Source organism: Olivibacter jilunii (genome assembly GCF_900607235.1).
GTDB lineage: Bacteria > Bacteroidota > Bacteroidia > Sphingobacteriales > Sphingobacteriaceae > Olivibacter > Olivibacter oleidegradans.
Genome location: NZ_LR027857.1, coordinates 74,799 through 95,133, shown reverse-complemented (window position 1 = coordinate 95,133; position 20,335 = coordinate 74,799). Strand labels below are relative to the sequence as shown.

10 protein-coding genes are annotated in these 20,335 nt (G+C 42.8%); 7 read left to right on the top strand and 3 right to left on the bottom strand.

The genetic code is table 11. The features are described 5' to 3' along the window. The first annotated feature begins 206 nt into the window (after positions 1–206). Complete coding sequence (locus tag E0E36_RS24105; protein ID WP_013663948.1) at positions 207–788, top strand: RNA polymerase sigma factor; 582 nt, start codon at positions 207–209, stop codon at positions 786–788. Continuing rightward, positions 775–1,998: an energy transducer TonB family protein gene (locus E0E36_RS24100; RefSeq protein WP_130858098.1), complete on the top strand. Its 1,224-nt coding sequence runs from the start codon at positions 775–777 to the stop codon at positions 1,996–1,998. The genes E0E36_RS24105 and E0E36_RS24100 overlap by 14 nt, the downstream gene beginning before the upstream one ends. A gap of 150 nt (positions 1,999–2,148) precedes the next feature. Here E0E36_RS24100 and E0E36_RS24095 read toward each other — a convergent pair whose 3' ends face one another. After that, positions 2,149–4,863: an MG2 domain-containing protein gene (locus tag E0E36_RS24095; RefSeq protein ID WP_130858097.1), complete on the bottom strand. Its 2,715-nt coding sequence runs from the start codon at positions 4,861–4,863 to the stop codon at positions 2,149–2,151. 177 nt (positions 4,864–5,040) lie between these two features. Here E0E36_RS24095 and E0E36_RS24090 point away from each other — a divergent pair, with 177 nt between their 5' ends. Then, complete coding sequence (locus E0E36_RS24090; RefSeq protein ID WP_130858096.1) at positions 5,041–6,018, top strand: Gfo/Idh/MocA family protein; 978 nt, start codon at positions 5,041–5,043, stop codon at positions 6,016–6,018. Positions 6,019–6,742: 724 nt separating this feature from the next. Next, a complete protein-coding gene (locus E0E36_RS24085) occupies positions 6,743–9,127 on the top strand; it encodes a glycoside hydrolase family 95 protein (protein WP_130858095.1) in 2,385 nt (794 codons plus the stop codon). A gap of 71 nt (positions 9,128–9,198) precedes the next feature. Here the strand turns inward: E0E36_RS24085 and E0E36_RS24080 are convergent, their stop codons facing one another. Further along, complete coding sequence (locus tag E0E36_RS24080; protein WP_013663943.1) at positions 9,199–10,833, bottom strand: RagB/SusD family nutrient uptake outer membrane protein; 1,635 nt, start codon at positions 10,831–10,833, stop codon at positions 9,199–9,201. Positions 10,834–10,845: 12 nt separating this feature from the next. Continuing rightward, complete coding sequence (locus tag E0E36_RS24075; RefSeq protein WP_130858094.1) at positions 10,846–13,791, bottom strand: SusC/RagA family TonB-linked outer membrane protein; 2,946 nt, start codon at positions 13,789–13,791, stop codon at positions 10,846–10,848. Positions 13,792–14,196: 405 nt separating this feature from the next. On the opposite strand from E0E36_RS24075, the gene E0E36_RS24070 reads away from it, so the two are divergent. The 3 genes from E0E36_RS24070 to E0E36_RS24060 all read left to right on the top strand — a co-directional run bounded on the left by E0E36_RS24070 (position 14,197) and on the right by E0E36_RS24060 (position 20,252). Beyond that, on the top strand, positions 14,197–17,331 hold the full coding sequence (locus tag E0E36_RS24070) for a SusC/RagA family TonB-linked outer membrane protein (protein WP_130858093.1): 3,135 nt from the start codon (positions 14,197–14,199) through the stop codon (positions 17,329–17,331). A 59-nt stretch (positions 17,332–17,390) separates the two neighbouring features. Then, positions 17,391–19,235, top strand: a complete 1,845-nt coding sequence (locus E0E36_RS24065; protein WP_013663940.1) for a RagB/SusD family nutrient uptake outer membrane protein — start codon at positions 17,391–17,393, stop codon at positions 19,233–19,235. 66 nt (positions 19,236–19,301) lie between these two features. Continuing rightward, positions 19,302–20,252 carry a DUF6807 domain-containing protein gene (locus E0E36_RS24060; RefSeq protein ID WP_130858092.1) on the top strand — a complete coding sequence of 317 codons (951 nt, stop codon included), beginning with the start codon at positions 19,302–19,304 and terminating at the stop codon, positions 20,250–20,252. Positions 20,253–20,335 lie beyond the last annotated feature (83 nt).

Sequence of the window (20,335 nt, the reverse complement as noted above, 5' to 3'; positions counted from 1 at the left end):
GTGCTATCTATAATTCCATAATTTTTTTTATAATAACTATTTACAGGGCGTTAGGCTATAAGCAGTAAGCTATAGGCAGTAGGCTTTAAGCACGACTTAACGATCAACCTAAGCTAGCTAATTGGCTCATTATCACATTGGCTAATTAACCTCTCAACTGTTTAACTACTTAACTAATCAAAAAAAAGCATTATTTTACGCTCGGCATGAATTGGTTCCAACGCTCAAAAAAAACGAATGAGACACTAGACGATGCGTCATTGTTAAAACGTTATCTCCATACACGAGATTTAACGGTTTTAGGTGAGCTATATGAGCGGCATACGGAAATGGTATATTACGTTTGCTTTCGTTATTTGGAGGATGGAGAGCGAGCAAAAGATGCGGTCATGCAGCTGTTTGAAGAGCTGATCGTAAAGGTAGAAAAGCAAGAAATTAAGAAATTTGTCACCTGGCTTTATGTGTTGACTAGAAATTTCTGTTTGATGCAGCTACGGTCGGAGAAAAAGATGCAATGGGTTTCCATGGAAGAATTTGTGGAATTTCCTATGGATGTGCATCCTGAAGACCGGGAAGAAAAAGAGATTGCTTTGGTAGCTTTGGAAAAATGTTTAGAAACGCTACCGGAAAAACAAAAGAAGAGCATAGACCTCTTTTTTCTGAATGAGAAATGCTATAAAGAAATTGTGGATATAACAGGGTATTCGCTCAATGAGGTAAAAAGCTACATTCAAAATGGCAAGAGGAATTTAAAGAATTGTATGGATAATCACCGTGAAAGAGCATAAATCTGACATAGCGTTAATTAAGAGCTATCTAAAAGGAGAGCTGAGCCGCGAAGAAATGTATCAACTGGAGCGGCGGGCACACAACGATCCTTTGTTGATGGATCTATTGCAGGGAATGGAGAAAGGGGATGAGCAGATGCACGTGGGGAACTTAGCGGATATTAAGGGACGTATGCGGGAGCGGCTTAATACGCCTGCTATTCATCGAAAAAAGCAGTCTCTTTGGTGGATGGCCGCTTCTCTTGTGGGAGTTCTCTTCTTTATGGGATATTGGATCTTAAAGAAAGAATTCATTCAACAACCCACTTTGGTGCAAGAACAAAACCAGGCAAGGGATTCGCAAACTAGCGTTAAAAGAGATTCTATGCCTTTGATTGCGATGAAACCTGTTAAAGAACCTAAAACCACTGCCAAGGCCCCGGTACCGACGCGTTCATCAGCGGCACGTCGTAAACCGGTATCTTCTTTGAACCAAGTAGAAGAACCATCACATCAGAAGGCTACAGTAGTAGACTCTCTTGTGGAAACACATGCTGAAACTGCCTTAGCGACTTTAGCGCCCAAACAAGTGGTCGAACCTACACCTATTCGAGGACGTGTCGTGGACGAACATACGGAAGAACCTTTAGCAGGCGTGACCGTGAAAGCAGCCAAACTTACAAGTGTCGTTACAGATTCGAACGGTCAATTCACCCTTTTAAATCCGCAAAGAGCCGAAACATTAAAGGTGTCCTATTTGGGATATGAAAATCGAAATGTCGCCGTAAAAGATCAGGATAGTGTAATGATTGCCATGCAGCCGGTAAATGCGACCCTGAATGAGGAAGTGGTTTCGGCTTATAACCGACAAGGGACAAAAAAGAGCGTGTCATCGAAATTAGCGAGCCGCACTCTTGATGTTCATATCACTAAGGATTCAACCATCAGCATACCTTCCGCGAGATTAGTCACCGAGCCCCTCATTGGTTGGAAGGCCTATGAGAAGTATTTGGAGGAATCGACAGGAGCCATTAAAGACCGAGCGGGCCGAGTCAAAATCGCTTTTTGGCTAGATAAAGATGGTAAACCGGAAAATATACGGGTTATTAAAAGTCTGGATCCCAAACATGATAAACGAGCTGTGGAGATCGTACGAAATGGCCCGCTTTGGAAGAAGATGGATGTCAACCGGGAAATAAGTATTGATATCGATTTTAAGGTAGTTAAGTAGTTAAGCCGTAAAACCGTAAAGTAGGTGGGTAGTGATAAAACTGTAGCAGCTACAGTAACACCAACCAACAGAGGGGCAGACAAGCTCAATCTTACCCTAAAGCTAATTGTTAAGTTGTAAAATAAGAACAGGGAATTGACCCCCTTCTTCCTATTTCTTTTCTACCCGAATATATGACGTTGACTTACCTAATCTTCCATTCACATCAAGTCCTTCTATTTCGATACGATAAATTCCCGGTTCGTCTGCCGTATAGAAAGAGATGGAGGCGGGATGCTCCTTTTGAACGACTATTCCGGGTTGCCAGTAGACGGTGGTACGTCGATCGGAACCCGTAGTATCTGCAGCTGCTTCGTAATCCGGTGATTCAAAATTACGGATTTCATAGAAGCCTTGCGGACTAAAGGTTGTCAAGCCGGGGGCATAGAGTTCGGGACCGAAACGTCTAGGCTGATCGCCTCTTCTTGTAGTGATCACCAGCACACCATTGCTTCCCCACATACCGTAAATGGCTGTATTACCTACTGTTCGTAATACTTCAACGGAGGCCACGTCAAAAGGGTTAATAATATTGAGCGCGGAAGCGTCCATGTACATGCCATCCAAAATGATTTGCATTGGCCGGTTCATGGAACGGGTACTATATGGGATACCATTAACAAAACGTACGCCTACAAGCCGTCCTTGTAGACAAATATCGAGTGTCGGACAGCCGTTAAAATATAGCTCATCACCACTGATAACTTGGTCGGCATTCCCCGGACCATTCAAATTAGATGAATGTTTGGCCGGGTTCTCTTTTTTCGCGTTGACTTCCACTTCCTCCAAAACAATGCTTTTCCCGGAAAAACCATATTGTTGTACTTCATCAAGCGATTTTTCGCTATTTTGATTTGAAGCCCCTTCCTTCGCAGTTACTTTCACTTCTCCCTCACGATCTTCTTGGGATATGGCCTGACTGGGGACTTCATCCAATTTTACTTTTACATTTTTTTTGCCTTTTGCATCTCTTGCCTGAACGAGGAAATCGGTTTGATCATAAAACAATAGTTTGTCGAAATTAAAACGGCCAGCGCTGTCTGTCACCGTATCTAAAACAGTCGCAGTTGGTTTAAAGGACGCAATGGTCACTTTTGCATTGGCGACCGGCTCGTCTTGCTTATTGGTTACAATACCGCTGATCCTTAATTCTTTTTCAGGTGTATAGGCAATCTCGGGGAACTTGCCCTCTTTTACATTTTTCCAAAAGCTACGATTAATAGACTGAGTGAGCATCAGCACATCTATTTGCTGCTGAGTCTGCTTGTTTTGATGAACAATGTTGATCGGAGGTTGATCAAAGGTGTTGTAAGTATTAGCTTGAAGCCATAAGGTCGAAAATATATTCTTGTCTGCTTTAGGAATTTGGGGTATTTTGTCGATATTCACCACTGAAGCGGAAAAAGCACCTATATCGGTTGTATCAGGCATAAGCCCTTTTATTTCAAGGGTAATCTTTTCGCGAGTACCATAGCTTGTTTGATTTGGTCTTGCTTGTAGTATAAGGGTATCGCGGGGGTTCAAAATGAAGATTTTGCGGGAGCCGATCAGATCCATTTGCTCATCTAACAAAGCTACCTCAAGTATGCCTGAGGGTAAATCTTTTTTAGGGATATTAAATGTAATCGCTGGTTTGCTCATCGACTGTTTCGCTGCGTAGAATACCATACCCTGGCTTTGAATGATGCATGCGATTTGCTGATTTTTTATATGACTTTGCGAGGCCGTCAATTGAGCAACGATCCCCTGCTCCATTAAATTGTTGACGGCCAAATGAAATCCTTCTGTTTGCACGTCTGGCAAAGGCATACGGATGGTATCACCGTCAGCAAAATATACCAGTACGGAATAGGCTTTGTCGCTTTCCGGGATAAAGTCGAAACTACCTAAACCGGCAGCGTCACTTTTAAATTTTGTGATTACTTGCCCGTTGCTTTCTAATTGCCCCTGCACTTCTTGTTTTTCATCTATAAAATTTCGGATTACTTGGACACCAACCCGGTTTTGGATACCTGCTAGCAGCGTTCCTGCTTCTGCTTGTAGGTGTATCGAACGTTTATCGGGACGGATAATTACCGGAATATTTTTTACAATCGTCCCTTGATTACCGTGGTCGATATGAAGAATTAATAAATCCGGTTGGTCTTTTTTTCGACTTTCATAAGGAAACTGAAAACGCAATCGGCCAAGCTCATCTGTTGCCACTTGCTGTTTAGCAATTGTTTTGCCGTTATTCTTTAGCTCGAAGGCTACTTGCCTATTTAGAATCATCCGGCCTTTAAAGTCCAGCAGCTGGACAGTACCATAAACCTGTTTGTCTTTTTCCGTTGTGTTCTTGTAAATAAAGTTGCTTCTGCTAATAATGCCGCCGGAGTTTTTGTTGTTTACGGTAATTGCTTGGTGAAAAAACAAGCCTTCATCGAAGTTCCGCATCCAATTGGTATAAGCACGGATATGGTATTGGCCTTCTACAAGTGTTTCCGGCAATTTAAAGTCGCCCATTGACAAGCCGGAAATCACCGGTAATCGCCTGGATTGTACTACTTCCTGTTGATCATTCAATAGCTCAACATACATGATTTTGCTAATGGCCGAGAGTAAATTGAATTGACTTACCGTTACATAGGCCTTAAACCAGATATCATCACCGGCTTCATAATATGCCCGATCTGTCTGTAGATAAACCCGTTCTTGTGGATGTTTCTGTTGAAAAGTTTCCAGGTGTTTTAAAGTCCGCTGCAAAGCATCTGTAGTATCATGCTTTTGTGCATATCCGGTTAGGGAGATGAAAACCATTATAAGCAGAAAATAGGAAGGCCGTTTCATGGAATCTTATTTGGTAAGTATATCAACAAGTAAATATAGCGGAAGGTTTTGAGAACAGGAATTTTCAGTCTACCAAATGTTTGAACGCGAAATACCAAACAGAACTGATATCTTGCTATCAACAGATGTGTTGGTGAAATAAAAATAATACCTTCGTGTATTGACAAACAATAAGCTATGACAAATTCAATTAAATGGGGAATGATTGGCGCGGGAGACGTTACCGAGGTGAAAAGTGGTCCCGCTTTTAAGAAAGTGCCACACTCCGATTTGGTGGCCGTCATGCGCCGTGATGCAGTTAAAGTGCAAGATTACGCCCGTCGCCACGGTATTCGTAAATGGTATACAGATGCGAAGCAATTGATCGATGATGAAGAAGTAAATGCTGTTTATATTGCCACGCCTCCAGATACCCACCTTCAATATTGCATGATGGCCCTACAAGCCGGAAAGGCAGTTTATGTCGAGAAACCTGTTACTTTAAATGTAGAAGAGGCGATGCGCTTAGCTAATTATGTGCAAAAGGTGGGAGGATGTTTATCTGTGGCGCATTATCGAAGAGAACAACCTTATTTTAAAAAAATTGTACAAATAATTGACGACGGACTTATCGGTGAACCGCTAGTGATATCATTACAGTTGCTGAAAAAGTCGTTGACCGAAGAGATGCTGCAAGATCCTAAAATAGCGTGGCGTTTAGATCCGGCCAAATCCGGCGGCGGCCTATTCCATGATTTGGCACCGCACCAACTGGACATCATCTATCGACTTTTTGGCCCTATTCAAAAAAGCGAAGGACTGGCTTTAAACCTAGGTAAGCGATATCCTGCCGACGATGTGGTAACCGGGCGGATTCTTTTTGAAAATGACGTACTTTTTAATGGTTTATGGGCTTTCAATGTAACAGAAGAGGTAGATCGATGTGAGATTTTCGGTAGCAAAGGTAAGCTGACTCTTTCTTTTTTTACGCCACATACAATTGAGTTAATGAATGGGGAGGGAGTGCAAGTCTTTCATTTCGAAGCGTTAAAGCATGTACAACAGCCAATGATCGAAGCAGTAGTTGGTTACCTACGCGGTGAACGTGGTAATCCCTGTAGCATAGATGATGCTTTAGAGGTTGCTACTATTATGCAGAACTTCACCAACAAATAAATTTATTAATGACTGCCGGATATAATAGGATTGCTTAAAAAGGAAGGATTATTTTAACTTCTTTCTTTCTCCGCGAAATAAAGAAGCAAAGAAAGCTCGTCGCTTGGAACTTTGCTACAACGGTAGTGCATCAACGTGCAAACCGCAAATTTCCTAGGCGACATTTTAGCAGAACGTAGGGTTTTTGCGGACAGCCAATAGGGCCCAGAGTGTCGGACAAAACGGCCTTGGAGGATACAGAGGCAACGAGCAGTAAAGCATTTGTGTGTCTGTTCATGTTGCAGTACCCGAGCGGATTGAAGAAGTGAAATGGCTCCAATACGCGCCAGTAATGCTTTGCCATCAGTTGCAAGGTAGCCTACACGGGCCTTGATTTATTCACTTTTGTTTGTTTTCAGATGAGTTCATGAGCTCAGCGCTCCGCTCTTCGGTTTGCTCAACTTTTATCAAGAACCTTCCCATTGGGAAAGCTTGAATGCCTTTAAAAAACTAACGAATGATGAAAAAAGTTGATTAAGAAAAACCTTCTTTTTATATAAACACCTTCATTTGTATGTTAAAGGCGAACCGACCAACGGGAGTTCATTCCTATTTTACGGAAAGCCGATGGTCATATTTATTTTTCAGGTACCGGTATCGAAAGGTGAAAATAGCTGAATAAATTGCCGATATAACTGTTTGCTTTGCCGGCAGATTATGCTATCTATGTAGTTAAACTAAATGTATGATACCGTCAAGATATAAATCAGTGCTAATCTTATTTTTCAGTATTTTATTGTCAATAAAATTGGCGTTCTCTCAGCAAAAAGCGCTTCAACTATGGTATGACAGGCCTGCTACCGACTGGATGCGGGAGGCGCTTCCAATCGGAAATGGGTATATAGGCGCTATGTTTTTCGGAGGAATTGGTGAAGAGCAGATCCAATTCTCCGAGGGGTCACTTTGGTCCGGTGGTCCAGGTGCTAATCCAAATTATAACTTCGGAAACCGACCCAATGCCTGGAAATACCTTGGAGAGGTGAGAGCGCTGATTAAGCAGGGAAAATTAAAGGAGGCAAACGAACTCGTAGAGAAACAGATGACAGGCATGGCACCGGTTAAACTGGCTGGCGACAGTACAGATTGGGGCGATTATGGTGCCCAGCAAACAATGGGTGATTTATTTATTAAGGTAGGGCATGGATCGATCCCTGTACAGGATTACCGACGCACGTTGGATATACAAAGAGCAATCGGAAAGGTGTCCTACAGTGTGGCGGGAAATAAGTACCAACGTAGTTTTTTTGGCAGTTATCCCCAAGGCGTAATGATTTATAAGTTCACCTCCGATAAATCGGAGAGCTACACACTTCATTTTAGCACACCCCAATATAAAGAGAAGGAAAGTTTTGAAGGACTACGTTACTCCTGTGTAGGCTATGTGCCCAACAATAAGTTAGCTTTCGAAACGGCTTATCAACTGGTTACAGATGGTAGAGTAAAATACACTAACGGAACAGTATCCGTAGAGGAGGCGAAATCACTGCTTATTATTCATACGGCTGCAACTGCTTATAAGATGCAGTATCCGCATTATAACGGTAACGACTTTCGAGCCATTATCAAAAAGCGTTTAGATGCGGCCAAAGGAAAGAGTTATAAGCAACTCTTTCAGATACATCAAGAAGACTATCAGCCACTTTTTGATCGGGTATCCTTTCAATTACAGGGGAAATCAGCCGATCATTTACCGACTGATAAGCGACAGCAAGCCTTTTTCGAAGGTGCCGAAGATGTGGGTTTGGAGCAACTTTATTTTCAATATGGCCGGTATCTGATGATTGCTGCATCAAGGCCGGGAACCATGCCAATGCATTTGCAAGGGAAGTGGAACAACAGTGTAAATCCTCCTTGGGCAGCCGATTATCACACCAATATTAATGAACAGATGTTATATTGGCCGGCAGAGGTAACCAACCTTAGCGAATGCCACGAGCCTTTGATTGATTATATCGAAAGCTTGGTAGAACCGGGAAAAAAAAGTGCTCATGATTTCTTCCATACGAGGGGGTGGATCGTCAATACGATGAACAACGCTTTTGGTTATACCGCTGTAAATTGGGGGCTGCCTTGGGGTTTTTATCCCGCAGGTGCTGCATGGTTGACGCAGCATGTATGGGAGCATTACGCCTATACGCAGGATAAGGCATACTTGCGCAATCGAGCCTACCCTATAATGAAAGAGGCTGCTCGTTTCTGGATTGATTATCTGACACCCGATGAGAACGGGCACTTGGTGTCCTCGCCGTCTTATTCGCCTGAGCATGGTGGTATTTCAGGAGGAGCTTCCATGGACCATCAAATAGCGTGGGATATATTGAACAATTCACTTGAAGCTGCCATGGTGTTGGATGATAAAGCTTTTGCTGACACGGTACAACGTGTGCGGGATCGCATTTTACCTCCGCAAATAGGACGATGGGGCCAGCTGCAGGAGTGGAAAGAGGATGTGGATGATCCCAATAATAAACACCGGCATGTATCTCATCTTTTTGCATTGCACCCGGGACGTCAAATATCCCCTCTTAAAACACCTGAACTGGCAGAAGCGGCTAAAGTAAGTCTGGAAGCACGGGGTGATGAAGCAACCGGCTGGTCTTTAGGCTGGAAAGTGAATTTTTGGGCAAGACTTAAAAATGGTGATCGTGCTTTGAAACTGTATAAAATGGTTATTAAGCCCGCGGGTGCAACAAAGTCAAGTTCAGGCGCTATTAATTACGAGGGGGAGGGTTCAGGCTCTTATGCCAACTTATTGGATGCGCATCCACCCTTTCAGCTAGACGGAAATATGGGCGCTACGGCCGGTGTTGCGGAGATGCTATTGCAGTCACAAACAGGCGAAATCGAACTGTTACCTGCATTGCCAAAGAACTGGCCTACAGGGCGGATCAGCGGTTTGTGCGCGCGCGGCGGTTTTACCGTTAATTTAAATTGGGAAGCTGGACAATTAAAATCGGCAGAAATCATTGCAGACAAAAGTGGGCAAAAAACCTTAACATATAAAGGCAAAACAAAGGCTATCGATTTTGTTTCAGGGAAGAAATACCAGCTATCATTTCACGACTTTTGATAAATTGATAAAAAAAAAGAAGCCCGAGCGTACTGTTCGGGCTTTTACTAACAGATTTTAATCTTTTTTCTTTATGGGTTTTGCACTAAAATCCCACCTGACGCCGTAATCTGCGATTCCGGAATATATTCGACAATGTCGTTAGATGTCGGTGCGACGATGGATTTAGGAGAGGCTCCTGAAAGATGTGTTCCTGGGTATTGACGGTTCAGAACAAGTCCATTTCGGAAAGTATCGAACTTGTTATGCCCTTCCCAAGCCAACTCCAATTGCCTCTCCTCCATCACGATATCAAAAACTGATTTGCCATCTAGATTAGTAAGGTTATACAAACCTGCTGCTGGAATGCCCGCGCGAGTTCGGATAATATTAACGTCGTCAAGTGCGGCTTGATTATTGCCTAATTTAGCGTTTGCTTCCGCACGGATTAAATAAATTTCTGCCAAGCGCGAGATTACGGGCGACCAAAGATGTCCTTGGCCTTCTTGCCCTGAACATTTCAAAATATAGTATTTTGGATATCCATTGCGCATTTCCATTTCCGAATCAATCAGTACCTTCTTTTCTTTACCTGCTACATTGATCCAATAATCGTAACTTCCGATGTTATTGCTTCGTTTGATGAGCGATTTGGTGGTTCCATCTTCGCTGTATTGATAGTCGTCACCTACTTTGGTAACTACTTTATGAGCGTAAGTATAATTGTCGGTTACATAGAGTGCCCAAAGGTTAGTAGAACCCGTCGTCTTCGGTGCTATAAACTTATTTCTTTGGTCTGACGGATATTTTCGAACCAGTTCGAGGTAAGGCCTTGAGGCATACATCTCTCCCCAGCCGGCGCCATCTATAGTCGCATACAAAGAACCTACAGTATACCAACCGTTATCAGGATAGTCAGTATCCTTCACAAAACGGATAGCAAAAATTGTTTCGCTATTTGATTCGGGCGTTATTGTCGTATAATTTGCTAGTTGAGATGTACCTAAAAGTGAGAATCGACCAGAGCTTAATACTTTATTCGCGTACGTAATGGCGTCTTGATTTTTTCCCTCATAAAGATAAATACGAGCTAAGAGCGCCTGTACTGCTTCGCGAGAGGCATAGATGTTTTCTTTACTTTGGGTAAAGAGGCTTTCTGCTTTTAATAGATCATTTTCGATTTGTGTGTAAACGTCACCTACAGTTGCTCTTGGAGGATTATCCATAGGATCGCTCGAAAGCTTCAATGGTACCGCTAAATTATCTAATCCTTGATTATAAGGCCGGCCAAATATATTGGTGAGATAAAAGTACAACATAGAGCGTATGTACAGGTTCTCAGCCAATAATTGCTGATCCTCGGGATTTGTGCTGTCCTGCAATTTTTCTATTACGATATTCGTTCCTACGATTATTTTGTACGATTGTTCCCATACATTGTTGACTCTTGAATTGGTAACCAATCGATTGTAATTATACGAATAGAATAAATTATCTGTTGTTGTTCCACTCAAAGCTACGTTGGTTCCAGGATATTCGGTAACACGATGCCAGTTTTCAACCCAGCCTTTAAGGCGACTGTAATTACCTAAAGTAACCGATCCTAAACTTCCTTCCAGGTTATCAAGCTCATCGGACGTGATGGCGTCATAAGGTTTTTTGTCTAAACTGCAGGCACTATTGAATGCAATGCAAGCAAGGAATATATATTTAAAGTATGTTTTCATGATCCACTACATTTAAAATGAAATATTGATACCTAAGGTAAAGCGCCTTGGGGCAGGATAAGTGCTGGTGGCGTCGCCTGCAACATTACCATTATCGGCTTGTCTTACACCTGTATAGAGAGCGGCTTCGGGATCTACACCCGAAAATTTCGTCAAGGTCCAGAGGGTGTCAGCGCTGATATAAGCGTCCAATGCTTTCAGTTTTAGCTTTTGGATAAATTTACTCGGTACGCGATATCCCAGAGTGATGTTCCGCATACGTAGAAAAGATGCGTCTTCTAGGTATCTTGAGGAGGTCTGATTGGAGTTCGTGCCACCATTATAAACCAAACGAGGATGGGTGGCATTTGGATTGTCCGGTGTCCATCTAGACCAACCATCTTGCAGAATCATTTGATTATAATAAGGGTAGGCACCGTCACTATCGAATAATTCACGTCCGCTAAAATAAGCATACGCTCCTTTATTGAATGCAAAACTGGCATTCAGGAAAAAATTTTTATACTGCATGGAGGAAGAGAACCCACCTGTAAAATCCGGAGTTGCAGTTCCAACAAACTGTAAAGTGGCTGCATTGTAGCTATTGGTGGTGGAAACAGCTCCTGTCGTGGGATCAATAACTTCCCAAAGGGGATCGCCATTTGCCGGATCTACTCCAATCCATTTACGCATATACCACGAATCAATATCTCTACCCTCTGCATAACGCTTGTTGCCGGCGGCTTGTTCTTTATGGTCCGCTAGCTCGACAATTTTATTTACATTTTTTGCAATATTGAAATCAATACGCCATTGAAAAGGATTCTCAGCATTGAAGATATTAGCACCGATACTGAATTCAATACCACGGTTACGGACGGCTCCAATATTGTCATAATATCCACTATAACCAGAAGTAACCGGTAATTGTACATAGTGTAGTAAGCCATCGGTGTTCTTATTATACAGGTCTAAAGTAAAGTCGAGTCGGTTGAGAAGGCCGAACTCAAATCCCAGATTGGCATCTTTAGAAGTTTCCCATGTAAGTCGTGGATTGCTCAATTGGTCCGGGTATGAGGCGGGCAGGCCATTATACTGTGCATCGAGCTTAAATAGATCATAGGAGCCATAATAGGTATTAGGAACGTTTCCTACTTTCCCATAGGACGCCCGCACACGTAAGTAATTTACAGTTTCAGTTTTAAAGAAAGCTTCCTCATGTACGTTCCAAGCAGCACTAAAAGCGTAGAAACTACCATACTGTCGTTCGCTACCGAAGCGCGAGGATCCGTCGTAGCGATAAGAAGCTTGAAGGTTGTAGCGGTCATCATAGCTATATGTTGCATTAATGATTCCGGATTGGGCCGAGTAGTCGTTTTTAGTTCCGCTGTAAGACCCAATGCTGGCAGCATTATCTAAAATTTCTGAGCCGGCAACGATACCATTTCCCGTTGCGGACTGGTCTTTATATTGATAATCCATGTATTCATAGGCAATAAAGCCACCAAAAGTATGCAAGCCAAAACTTTGATTGTATTTAAGCATTTGGTTCGTAAAGCGCACGATTCGCCGCGCAGAATTGTTGGTAATTCGACCTTCAGTGGATTGACCGGCTATGGATTTAGGATCCACATAAGACATACCGGTTGAGTTATAGTAAGCTACATTGTTCGTGGAAACATAGGAGAAATGATCTGAAAACTTATAATCAAAATCACCATTGAATTGGAAATCAAAGATGTCGGACTTTCCATAGTTATATTGCAAGTCATATAAGTAATTGCTCAGATCCCTTCCATACCATAGGGACGCCTCCTGTGCATTAACCAGTTTGCCGGAATAATCATAAGGATTGTCCCAAGGCATATTTAAGTACATTTGGTATAAATCATGCTGTCGGTCGTCGCTAGAAGTAAAGGTAGCGTTGATTTTCGGACGAATCGTTAATTTGTCGCTAATTTCATAATCCAAGTTCAGACGCCCGGCCCAACGCTCAAATTTATACCCTTTTACAGACCCTTCTTCAGCATAGTAATTTCCACCGGCATATAAGGTTGCCTTGTCTGACTTTCCTAAATACGTTATACTTAAATCATTAAGCTGACCAGCCTGCGAACCGTTTTTTACCCAATCATAGTCGGTGTTCAAGACATCGTCTGTAATGCCTGTATCTTCATTGAAAAGTTGAAACTGATCATACAATTGCCGACTATTCATCAGTTTGAATTTTCCTTGATTGAGATAGGTTAACCCGGTTTTCAAATTCGCTGTTAATTGTGAGGTACCGACTTCCTTAGCTCGTTTGGTGGTGACAACAATAACACCATTGCTACCGCGCGAACCGTATTGAGTTGTAGCAGCAGCATCTTTCAATACAGACATCGTTTCAATATCATTTGGATTGAGGTTAGGTGTGCCGTGGATAATAACCCCGTCGACAACCCAAAGCGGATCGACGCTGGATAGTATCGAACTTCTTCCGCGGATACGGATATTGGGATTATCACCGGGTCGCCCTGTGGCTGCAACAACATCCACGCCGGCAACTTTACCTTGGAGGAGGTTACTTACGCTGGGAGAGGACGCATCCTTCAGTTTTTCGGGAGCCACTGTTGCTACTGCGGCAGTGATGTTCCCTTTTTTCTGTGTAGAGTAACCGGTGACAACAATTTCATCTAATTGAGCCATGTCCTCCTGCATCGTTACGTTCATTGATCGGTCAACGACTACCTCTTTGGTTAGGTAACCGATGAAGGAAAAGCGTAAGGAGGCCTTGCCGGAGCTAACAGTTAGGCTAAATTGTCCGACTTCATTACTCTGCGTAGAAATTTTTTCATTGCCCACTTCCGAAATGGTGACACCCGGCAGGGGGATGCCTTGCTGATCTTGCACTGTTCCTACGACTTTCATTGTCTGTGCCCTAGAAGCATGAACTAGAAATACAAGGAATGTGCAGAATAAAATAAATTTACTCTTCATGGTTTTTAGTTTAGTTTTGATAAATCGGCCGCCGCAGGGGCATCTGTTATCGTAGTCCTTCTCTATTAATTAGTTGATCAAACTATACACCACTCAGAATACAACCGATAATGAGCGTATAGGCTAACAATGATAATCGTAAAAAAATAGCATTCAAAGCGACCGGAAAACACAATCGATTGCGTAAAAAAGCACAATCGATTGCGTAATTTGATGTTTCTCTAAAATTTTAGTACAACGTTTGAAATGCAGTTTTATCGCGGTTTTTGAACGAAATCTAAAACTTGTTTCGCCCTGTTGTGCAACATCTTGCTCTTGACGTCTCTAATTTTATCCCATCCATTGCAACGGATTATTGATAACCAATTGGGTTTAACCACCCCATAAAAACAAGGAGACCAAATTATGATGAAAACTTTTCCACAAAGGATTCTACATGTACTTTTTTACCATTTTAAATCGATAAGCCTGTTATTGGCTTGGCTTTTATTCTCTGTGGTATCCGCTGAAGCCCAACAAGGGATAACCGTAAAGGGTGTGGTCATCTCACAGACAGATCAGGCTCCCCTGTCTGGCGTAGCCGTCAAAGAAAAGGGAACAACCAATGGAATCAGTACGGACGACAAAGGGCAATTTGTGCTATCAAATGTTAAGCCCAATGCAACACTTACCTTTTCTTTTGTAGGCTACGTAACGCAAGAGCGGGTAGCACAGGCTCAAGAAGCAATTCGGGTGGAACTCGTAGCTGATATGGCTAATTTAGATGAAGTGGTCGTGGTGGGGTATGGAACTGTGCGTAAAAGAGATTTAACAGGTGCAGTTTCTCAGGTAAACACACAGAAGTTGGAAAACGAAGTGCCTGCGCAGTTGACAGATGTATTAAGAGGGAATGCTGCGGGAGTAAATGTGGGCTTCAGCGCCCGCGCCAAGGGAGGAGGTAGCTTACAAATTCGGGGTAGAACATCGCTAAATGCCGGGACATCACCGCTGATTGTAATGGATGGAGCCATTTATTATGGCGCATGGGAAGATATAAATCCTAACGACATTGAAACTGTGGATGTTTTAAAGGATGCGAGCTCTGCGGCTGTATTCGGAGCAAAATCTGCAACGGGGGTTATCATCGTCACTACTAAAAAAGGTAAAGAGGGAAAGCCGCTCATTAACATAAGCTCAAATGTCGGACTTGCTACGATGGCCGTTAACCAAAAAGTGTTCGATGCGTCTAGTTTCACGACATGGCGTTCTGATTACTTCAGAACGAGTAATCCGAAGGCCGAACCTTACCGATATAACGACCCGCGAACATTGCCCAGCGATATCAGCGTTGAAGAGTGGATGGGGTATGACGGAGCCAGTGGTGATCCTGTTCGCACTTGGTTGCGGCGCCTTAACATGCAGCCTGTCGAAATTGATAATTATATAGCGGGTAAAAGTGTAGATTGGTATGATCTCGCTTTTCAGAATGGACTACGCCAAGATCACAATATTAGTTTTTCAGGTAAGAATAAAGATATCTCTTATTATGTTGGAGCAGGATATTTAAATAATGAGGGGATCATTGTGAACGATCAGTATAAGACGATACGAACACGAGTCAATATTGAAGCGAATGTAACCAAGTTTCTGACGGTTGGTATGAATACGCAGTTTACTACTAAGAATGAAAGTGCAATCCCATACAATTGGGGCGCCATTACAAGCTTATCACCTTGGGGTAGCCGTTATGATGAGAACGGTAATCTGATGTGGCGGCCAAACAATGAAGCAAGCGGAGGTGTCAACTTGGGTTACGATGCTTTCTTTACCGACCGTTTATACCGAACAAATAGTTTGAATAGCACTATTTTTGGTCGTGTTAAACTCCCTTTTGGCATTACTTATCAATTGAATTTTACACCTCGTTTGGAGTTATTGGACCAATATAATGCACAAAGTGCAAAGCACGAAGAATGGGCGGGGTTTGGTGGTAGGGCGTCCAGAAGGCAACGGGAGACTTATTATTGGCAGGTGGATAATTTGTTAAAATGGGACCGAACTTTTAACGACATACACCGCTTCGATGTGACATTCTTAGTCAATGCGGAAAAGTTCCAACGCTGGGATAATACCATGACCAACGAAAATTTCGATCCTACGGATGAATTGGGATATCATGGTATTGGATCGGGAATAAAACCGATCATCAGTAGTAACGACCAATATAGTACCGGTGATGCCTTGATGGCCCGCTTGGTATATTCGTTGAAAGACAAATATATGTTCACCGGTACCTTTCGGCGCGATGGTTATTCTGCTTTCGGACAGCGCAATCCACGGGCCAATTTCGGCTCAGTGGCCGTAGGTTGGGTGTTCTCGGAGGAGGCGTTTTTTAAAAGTAAGTGGTTTAATTACGGGAAATTACGCTTCTCATGGGGTAGTAATGGTAATCGTGATCTGGGAGAAGACGGCTTATATAATGCGATCGCTGATTTAACCACTGGAAAGTACTTATATGTTTTGCCTGATGGAACAGTTATTCAGGCAAGTCAGCTTTGGGTGAATAGGATGCAAAATAAAAATTTGCGATGGGAACGGAATACGTCCTATAACGTGGGGCTTGATTTTGCTTTGTTTAATAATGTATTGGACGGTACGATTGAAGCTTATCAAATGAATTCAACGGATTTATTGGTTAGAAGAACCTTGCCTAATGTTTCCGGTTTCGACTGGGTGATGGATAATCTAGGAGAAGTGCAGAATCGTGGTTTCGAAATTACCCTCAACTCGAATAATATGCAGAGAGACAACTTTACATGGCGTACTACATTCAATTTCCAATTAAATAGAAATAAAATTTTACACATCTATCGCAACTTCGATAGCAATGGTAAGGAGGTAGATGATATCGCCAATAAATGGTTTATTGGGCATGCTATTGATGCCATTTGGGATTGGAAAGCGCTTGGGGTTTACCAGCTAGGACAAGAGGAGCTTGCAGCGAGGTATTCTTTGGTACCCGGAGACTACCGCCTAGAAGATGTGGATGACGATGGACGATTTACGAATGCAGATCGACAGTTTTTGGGGTATACCGAACCCCGATTTAGATGGTCACTTCGAAATGAATTTCAGATTTATAAGAATTTCTCTTTCTCCTTCATGATGTATTCGCTGTGGGGGCACAAAACTTCTTTTAATTGGTTGAAGAATAGAAATGGCTTTCCAGATCGGATGAACTCCTATGATTATCCTTACTGGACGCCTGAAAATCAATCAACGGAATGGGCCCGTATCGGTTCTAACGAAGGCAGCGCAACGGGTTTCAATGTCTATCGCGATCGGTCTTTCATCCGCTTGGATAATGTGTCGCTAGCCTATAACGTGCCCAGTGCCTGGACTGAGAAATACAAGATACGAAACTTAAGGCTTTATCTAAATGTGCGTAATGCTGCTCTATATACCAAAGAATGGCAATTCTGGGATCCGGAGTGGGATCCAAACGATGGTGCAGGGCCAACTCCACGTACCTTCACTTTTGGACTCGATGTAACGTTATAAAATTGCCTTTGATCAATCAAGAGATTAGAAGAGTTGGAGATTTAACAAAACTAGATGAAATGAAAAATCGTATTAAACCTTTATATATTGTTGTTAGCCTATTTGCCTGCATGCTACCGCAAGCATGTAAGAAAGAGTTTTTAGAGCCTAGGCCACTGTCATTCTTTACACCGGAAGAAACCTTTAAATCAGCGCAAGGTTTGTGGGCAACCTTAGTTTCTTGCGAGCGAAATATGCGTATTGAGTTTTTTGGCGATGCGCCTCCAATCGTTACCGAAGGTATCTTTTCGGAAATAGCAGTAGAGGGTACAACCGATAAGCCGGGCCCGGCGCAAAATCTCGATTTGGCTATTACGCCGGATGCTGAGTTGAACCATACCGACTATAATAAAATCGGTTGGTACTGGAATGAAGGATATCGTGGTATTCGCTATGCCAATACGGCCATTGTGAATATTGATAAACCGACGGACTACGCCTCGGAAGCGGAACGCAACCATCTCTTAGGGGCTGCTTATTTTCATCGAGCCGCTCGATATTATCGATTAACGCAACAATTTGGGGATGTTCCTTTGATTCTTAATGTATTGGATGAACCTAAATTGGATTTCTACAGTACCAAACGAGAAGTCATTCTTCACAAAATGAAGCAAGATCTTGAATTTGCACAAGAATGGGTGCCTGATGACGTGAACAAAGGACAAGTTACCAAGGGAGCGGTGAGTCATTTATTAACGAAAGTAAACTTGGCTTTAGGCTTATTTGATGATGCCATTGCTTCAGCCAGTCGCGTTATTGATGGCGGTCGGTATCGGCTTATGACCGATCGCTTCGGTACCGACGCCGGTGATCCTACCAAAAATGTGATATGGGATTTACATCGACCTGAGAATAAATCGTTAGCTTCTAATACCGAAGCGCTTATGCTTGTTATTGACCGTCTGAATATCGACGGAAATTTTGATGGGGGTAGTCAAACCATGCGAAACACGGTTCCTTTTTGGGCCAATTCAGGAATTGTTACGCCAAGTGGCCGTGGTGGTACTTCGGATACAAAGGGGATCGAAATTGACCAGGTAACAGCCTATGGAAGAGGAATCGGCCGTTTACGTCCAACTTATTATAGTCAAAAGGGGCTTTGGACAGACGCGAACGATCTTCGACATGCACCCGGTAATTGGATGGATATGGAAGACCTCGTTTACAATCACCCCAATTTGAAACGAGATAATGACCCTTATTATGGGAAGCATCTTCAGCTGCGTAACGAAGCCGGGAAGTTATTGTCGAGCGACACGATTCGCCAATGGTTTGGATGGCCCCATTACAAACTGTACATAGAAGATCCGAATCGCGTACAACCTGCCGGCGGAAATACGGATTGGTATGTCTTTCGGTTAGCAGAGACTTATCTGCTACGTGCGGAAGCCTATTTTTGGAAAGGTGATTTGGCAAGTGCCGCTAACGATATTAACAAAGTACGTATACGGGCGCAAGCCGCTCCCATTTCGGTAGCAGACGTCAATATAGGAACCATCTTGGACGAACGTGCACGCGAATTGTATTATGAAGAACCGCGGAAGACAGAATTGACACGCATTGCTTATATCTTTGCGATGACCGGAAAAGTGGCAGAGAATGGGAAGTCATATACCTTGCAGGCTTTTTCAACAGACAATTACTTTTATGATCGTATTTTGGCCAAGAGCGATTTTTATAATAAGGGCGTAACTACCAATTTGGGGATTACTTATAAAATTAGTCCGTATCACGTATTATGGCCTATTCCGATTAGCGCTATTAACGCCAATCCAATGGGGCATATCAATCAAAATCAAGGTTATGCGGGCTCGGAAAGCAATATTCCACCTTTGGAGGAAATCCCGGCTGAAGGAAATAATTAGTGGATGTCATATAGTTGATTTTATGAAGAAAGACCTATATTTAAAGAGAAAACTAACCAAGCAGTGATGAAAAATTATCTTTTATTGACGTATTTATTATGCTGTTTTACTTACGGTTTCGCACAGCAGGCCGTTAGGAAAGATGGTGTGCTGAAGTTAATGGATGCAAAGGGACACTATTTACTGGGCTATCAGTATGAAATCTTAAGCCCTCCCCCCGGAGTTGACGCGGCGTTCAAGCGAGCTGGTTTTATCCATCCTCTTAATACTTTGTCCGGAAAAACATTGACACGCATTCAGCCATCCGATCATTACCATCATTTTGGATTATGGAATCCTTGGACACGAATTGCTTATAAAGGCAAGGTGTACGATTTATGGAATATTGGAGATAAACAGGGGACCATCAGATCTCAAGGGGTGGAGGAAATAAAAAGTAAAGGGAAGACGATTGGGTTCAAAGCCAAACACGCGCATATTATATTCCCACAGTCAGAAAAAGAAGTGCAGATTTTGGACGAAAGCTGGGAGGCGCACATTTCACCTATTGATGATAAAAGGTATAGCTGCGATTTGACGTCAACACTCCAAGTCGTTGGACAAGACACCGTCGTGTTAAAGGCATATCGTTATGCTGGCCTTGGCTTTCGCGCAAGTGAGCAGTGGACTAATAAGAACAGTAAAATCATTACTTCAGAGGGAAACGACCGTAAAACAGCCGATGGCTCTTTAGCACGTTGGGTAATCGCTGAAGGAGATCTTGATGGATCATCTGCAGGGCTCCTTTTCTTGTCTTCTCCTGAGAATTATAATCATCCGGAGCCCATTCGTGTATGGCCGGAACAAGAGAATAAAGGGAGAGGGGATGTGTTTGTAAATTTTTCACCAACTAAAAATAAAGATTGGGTGCTAGTTCCCGGGAAGAAATACATACTCCGTTATCGAATGATTGTATTTGATGGTGAAATGGAACCGACAGAAGCGGAGAAATTTTGGAAAAAATTTACGGGGCAGTAGAAAATAGTTAATTGGAGTTAGTAGGGAGTAGGGAATAGTTAATGAGCCGATGAGTTAATTAGCCGATGAGCCAATGTGATAAT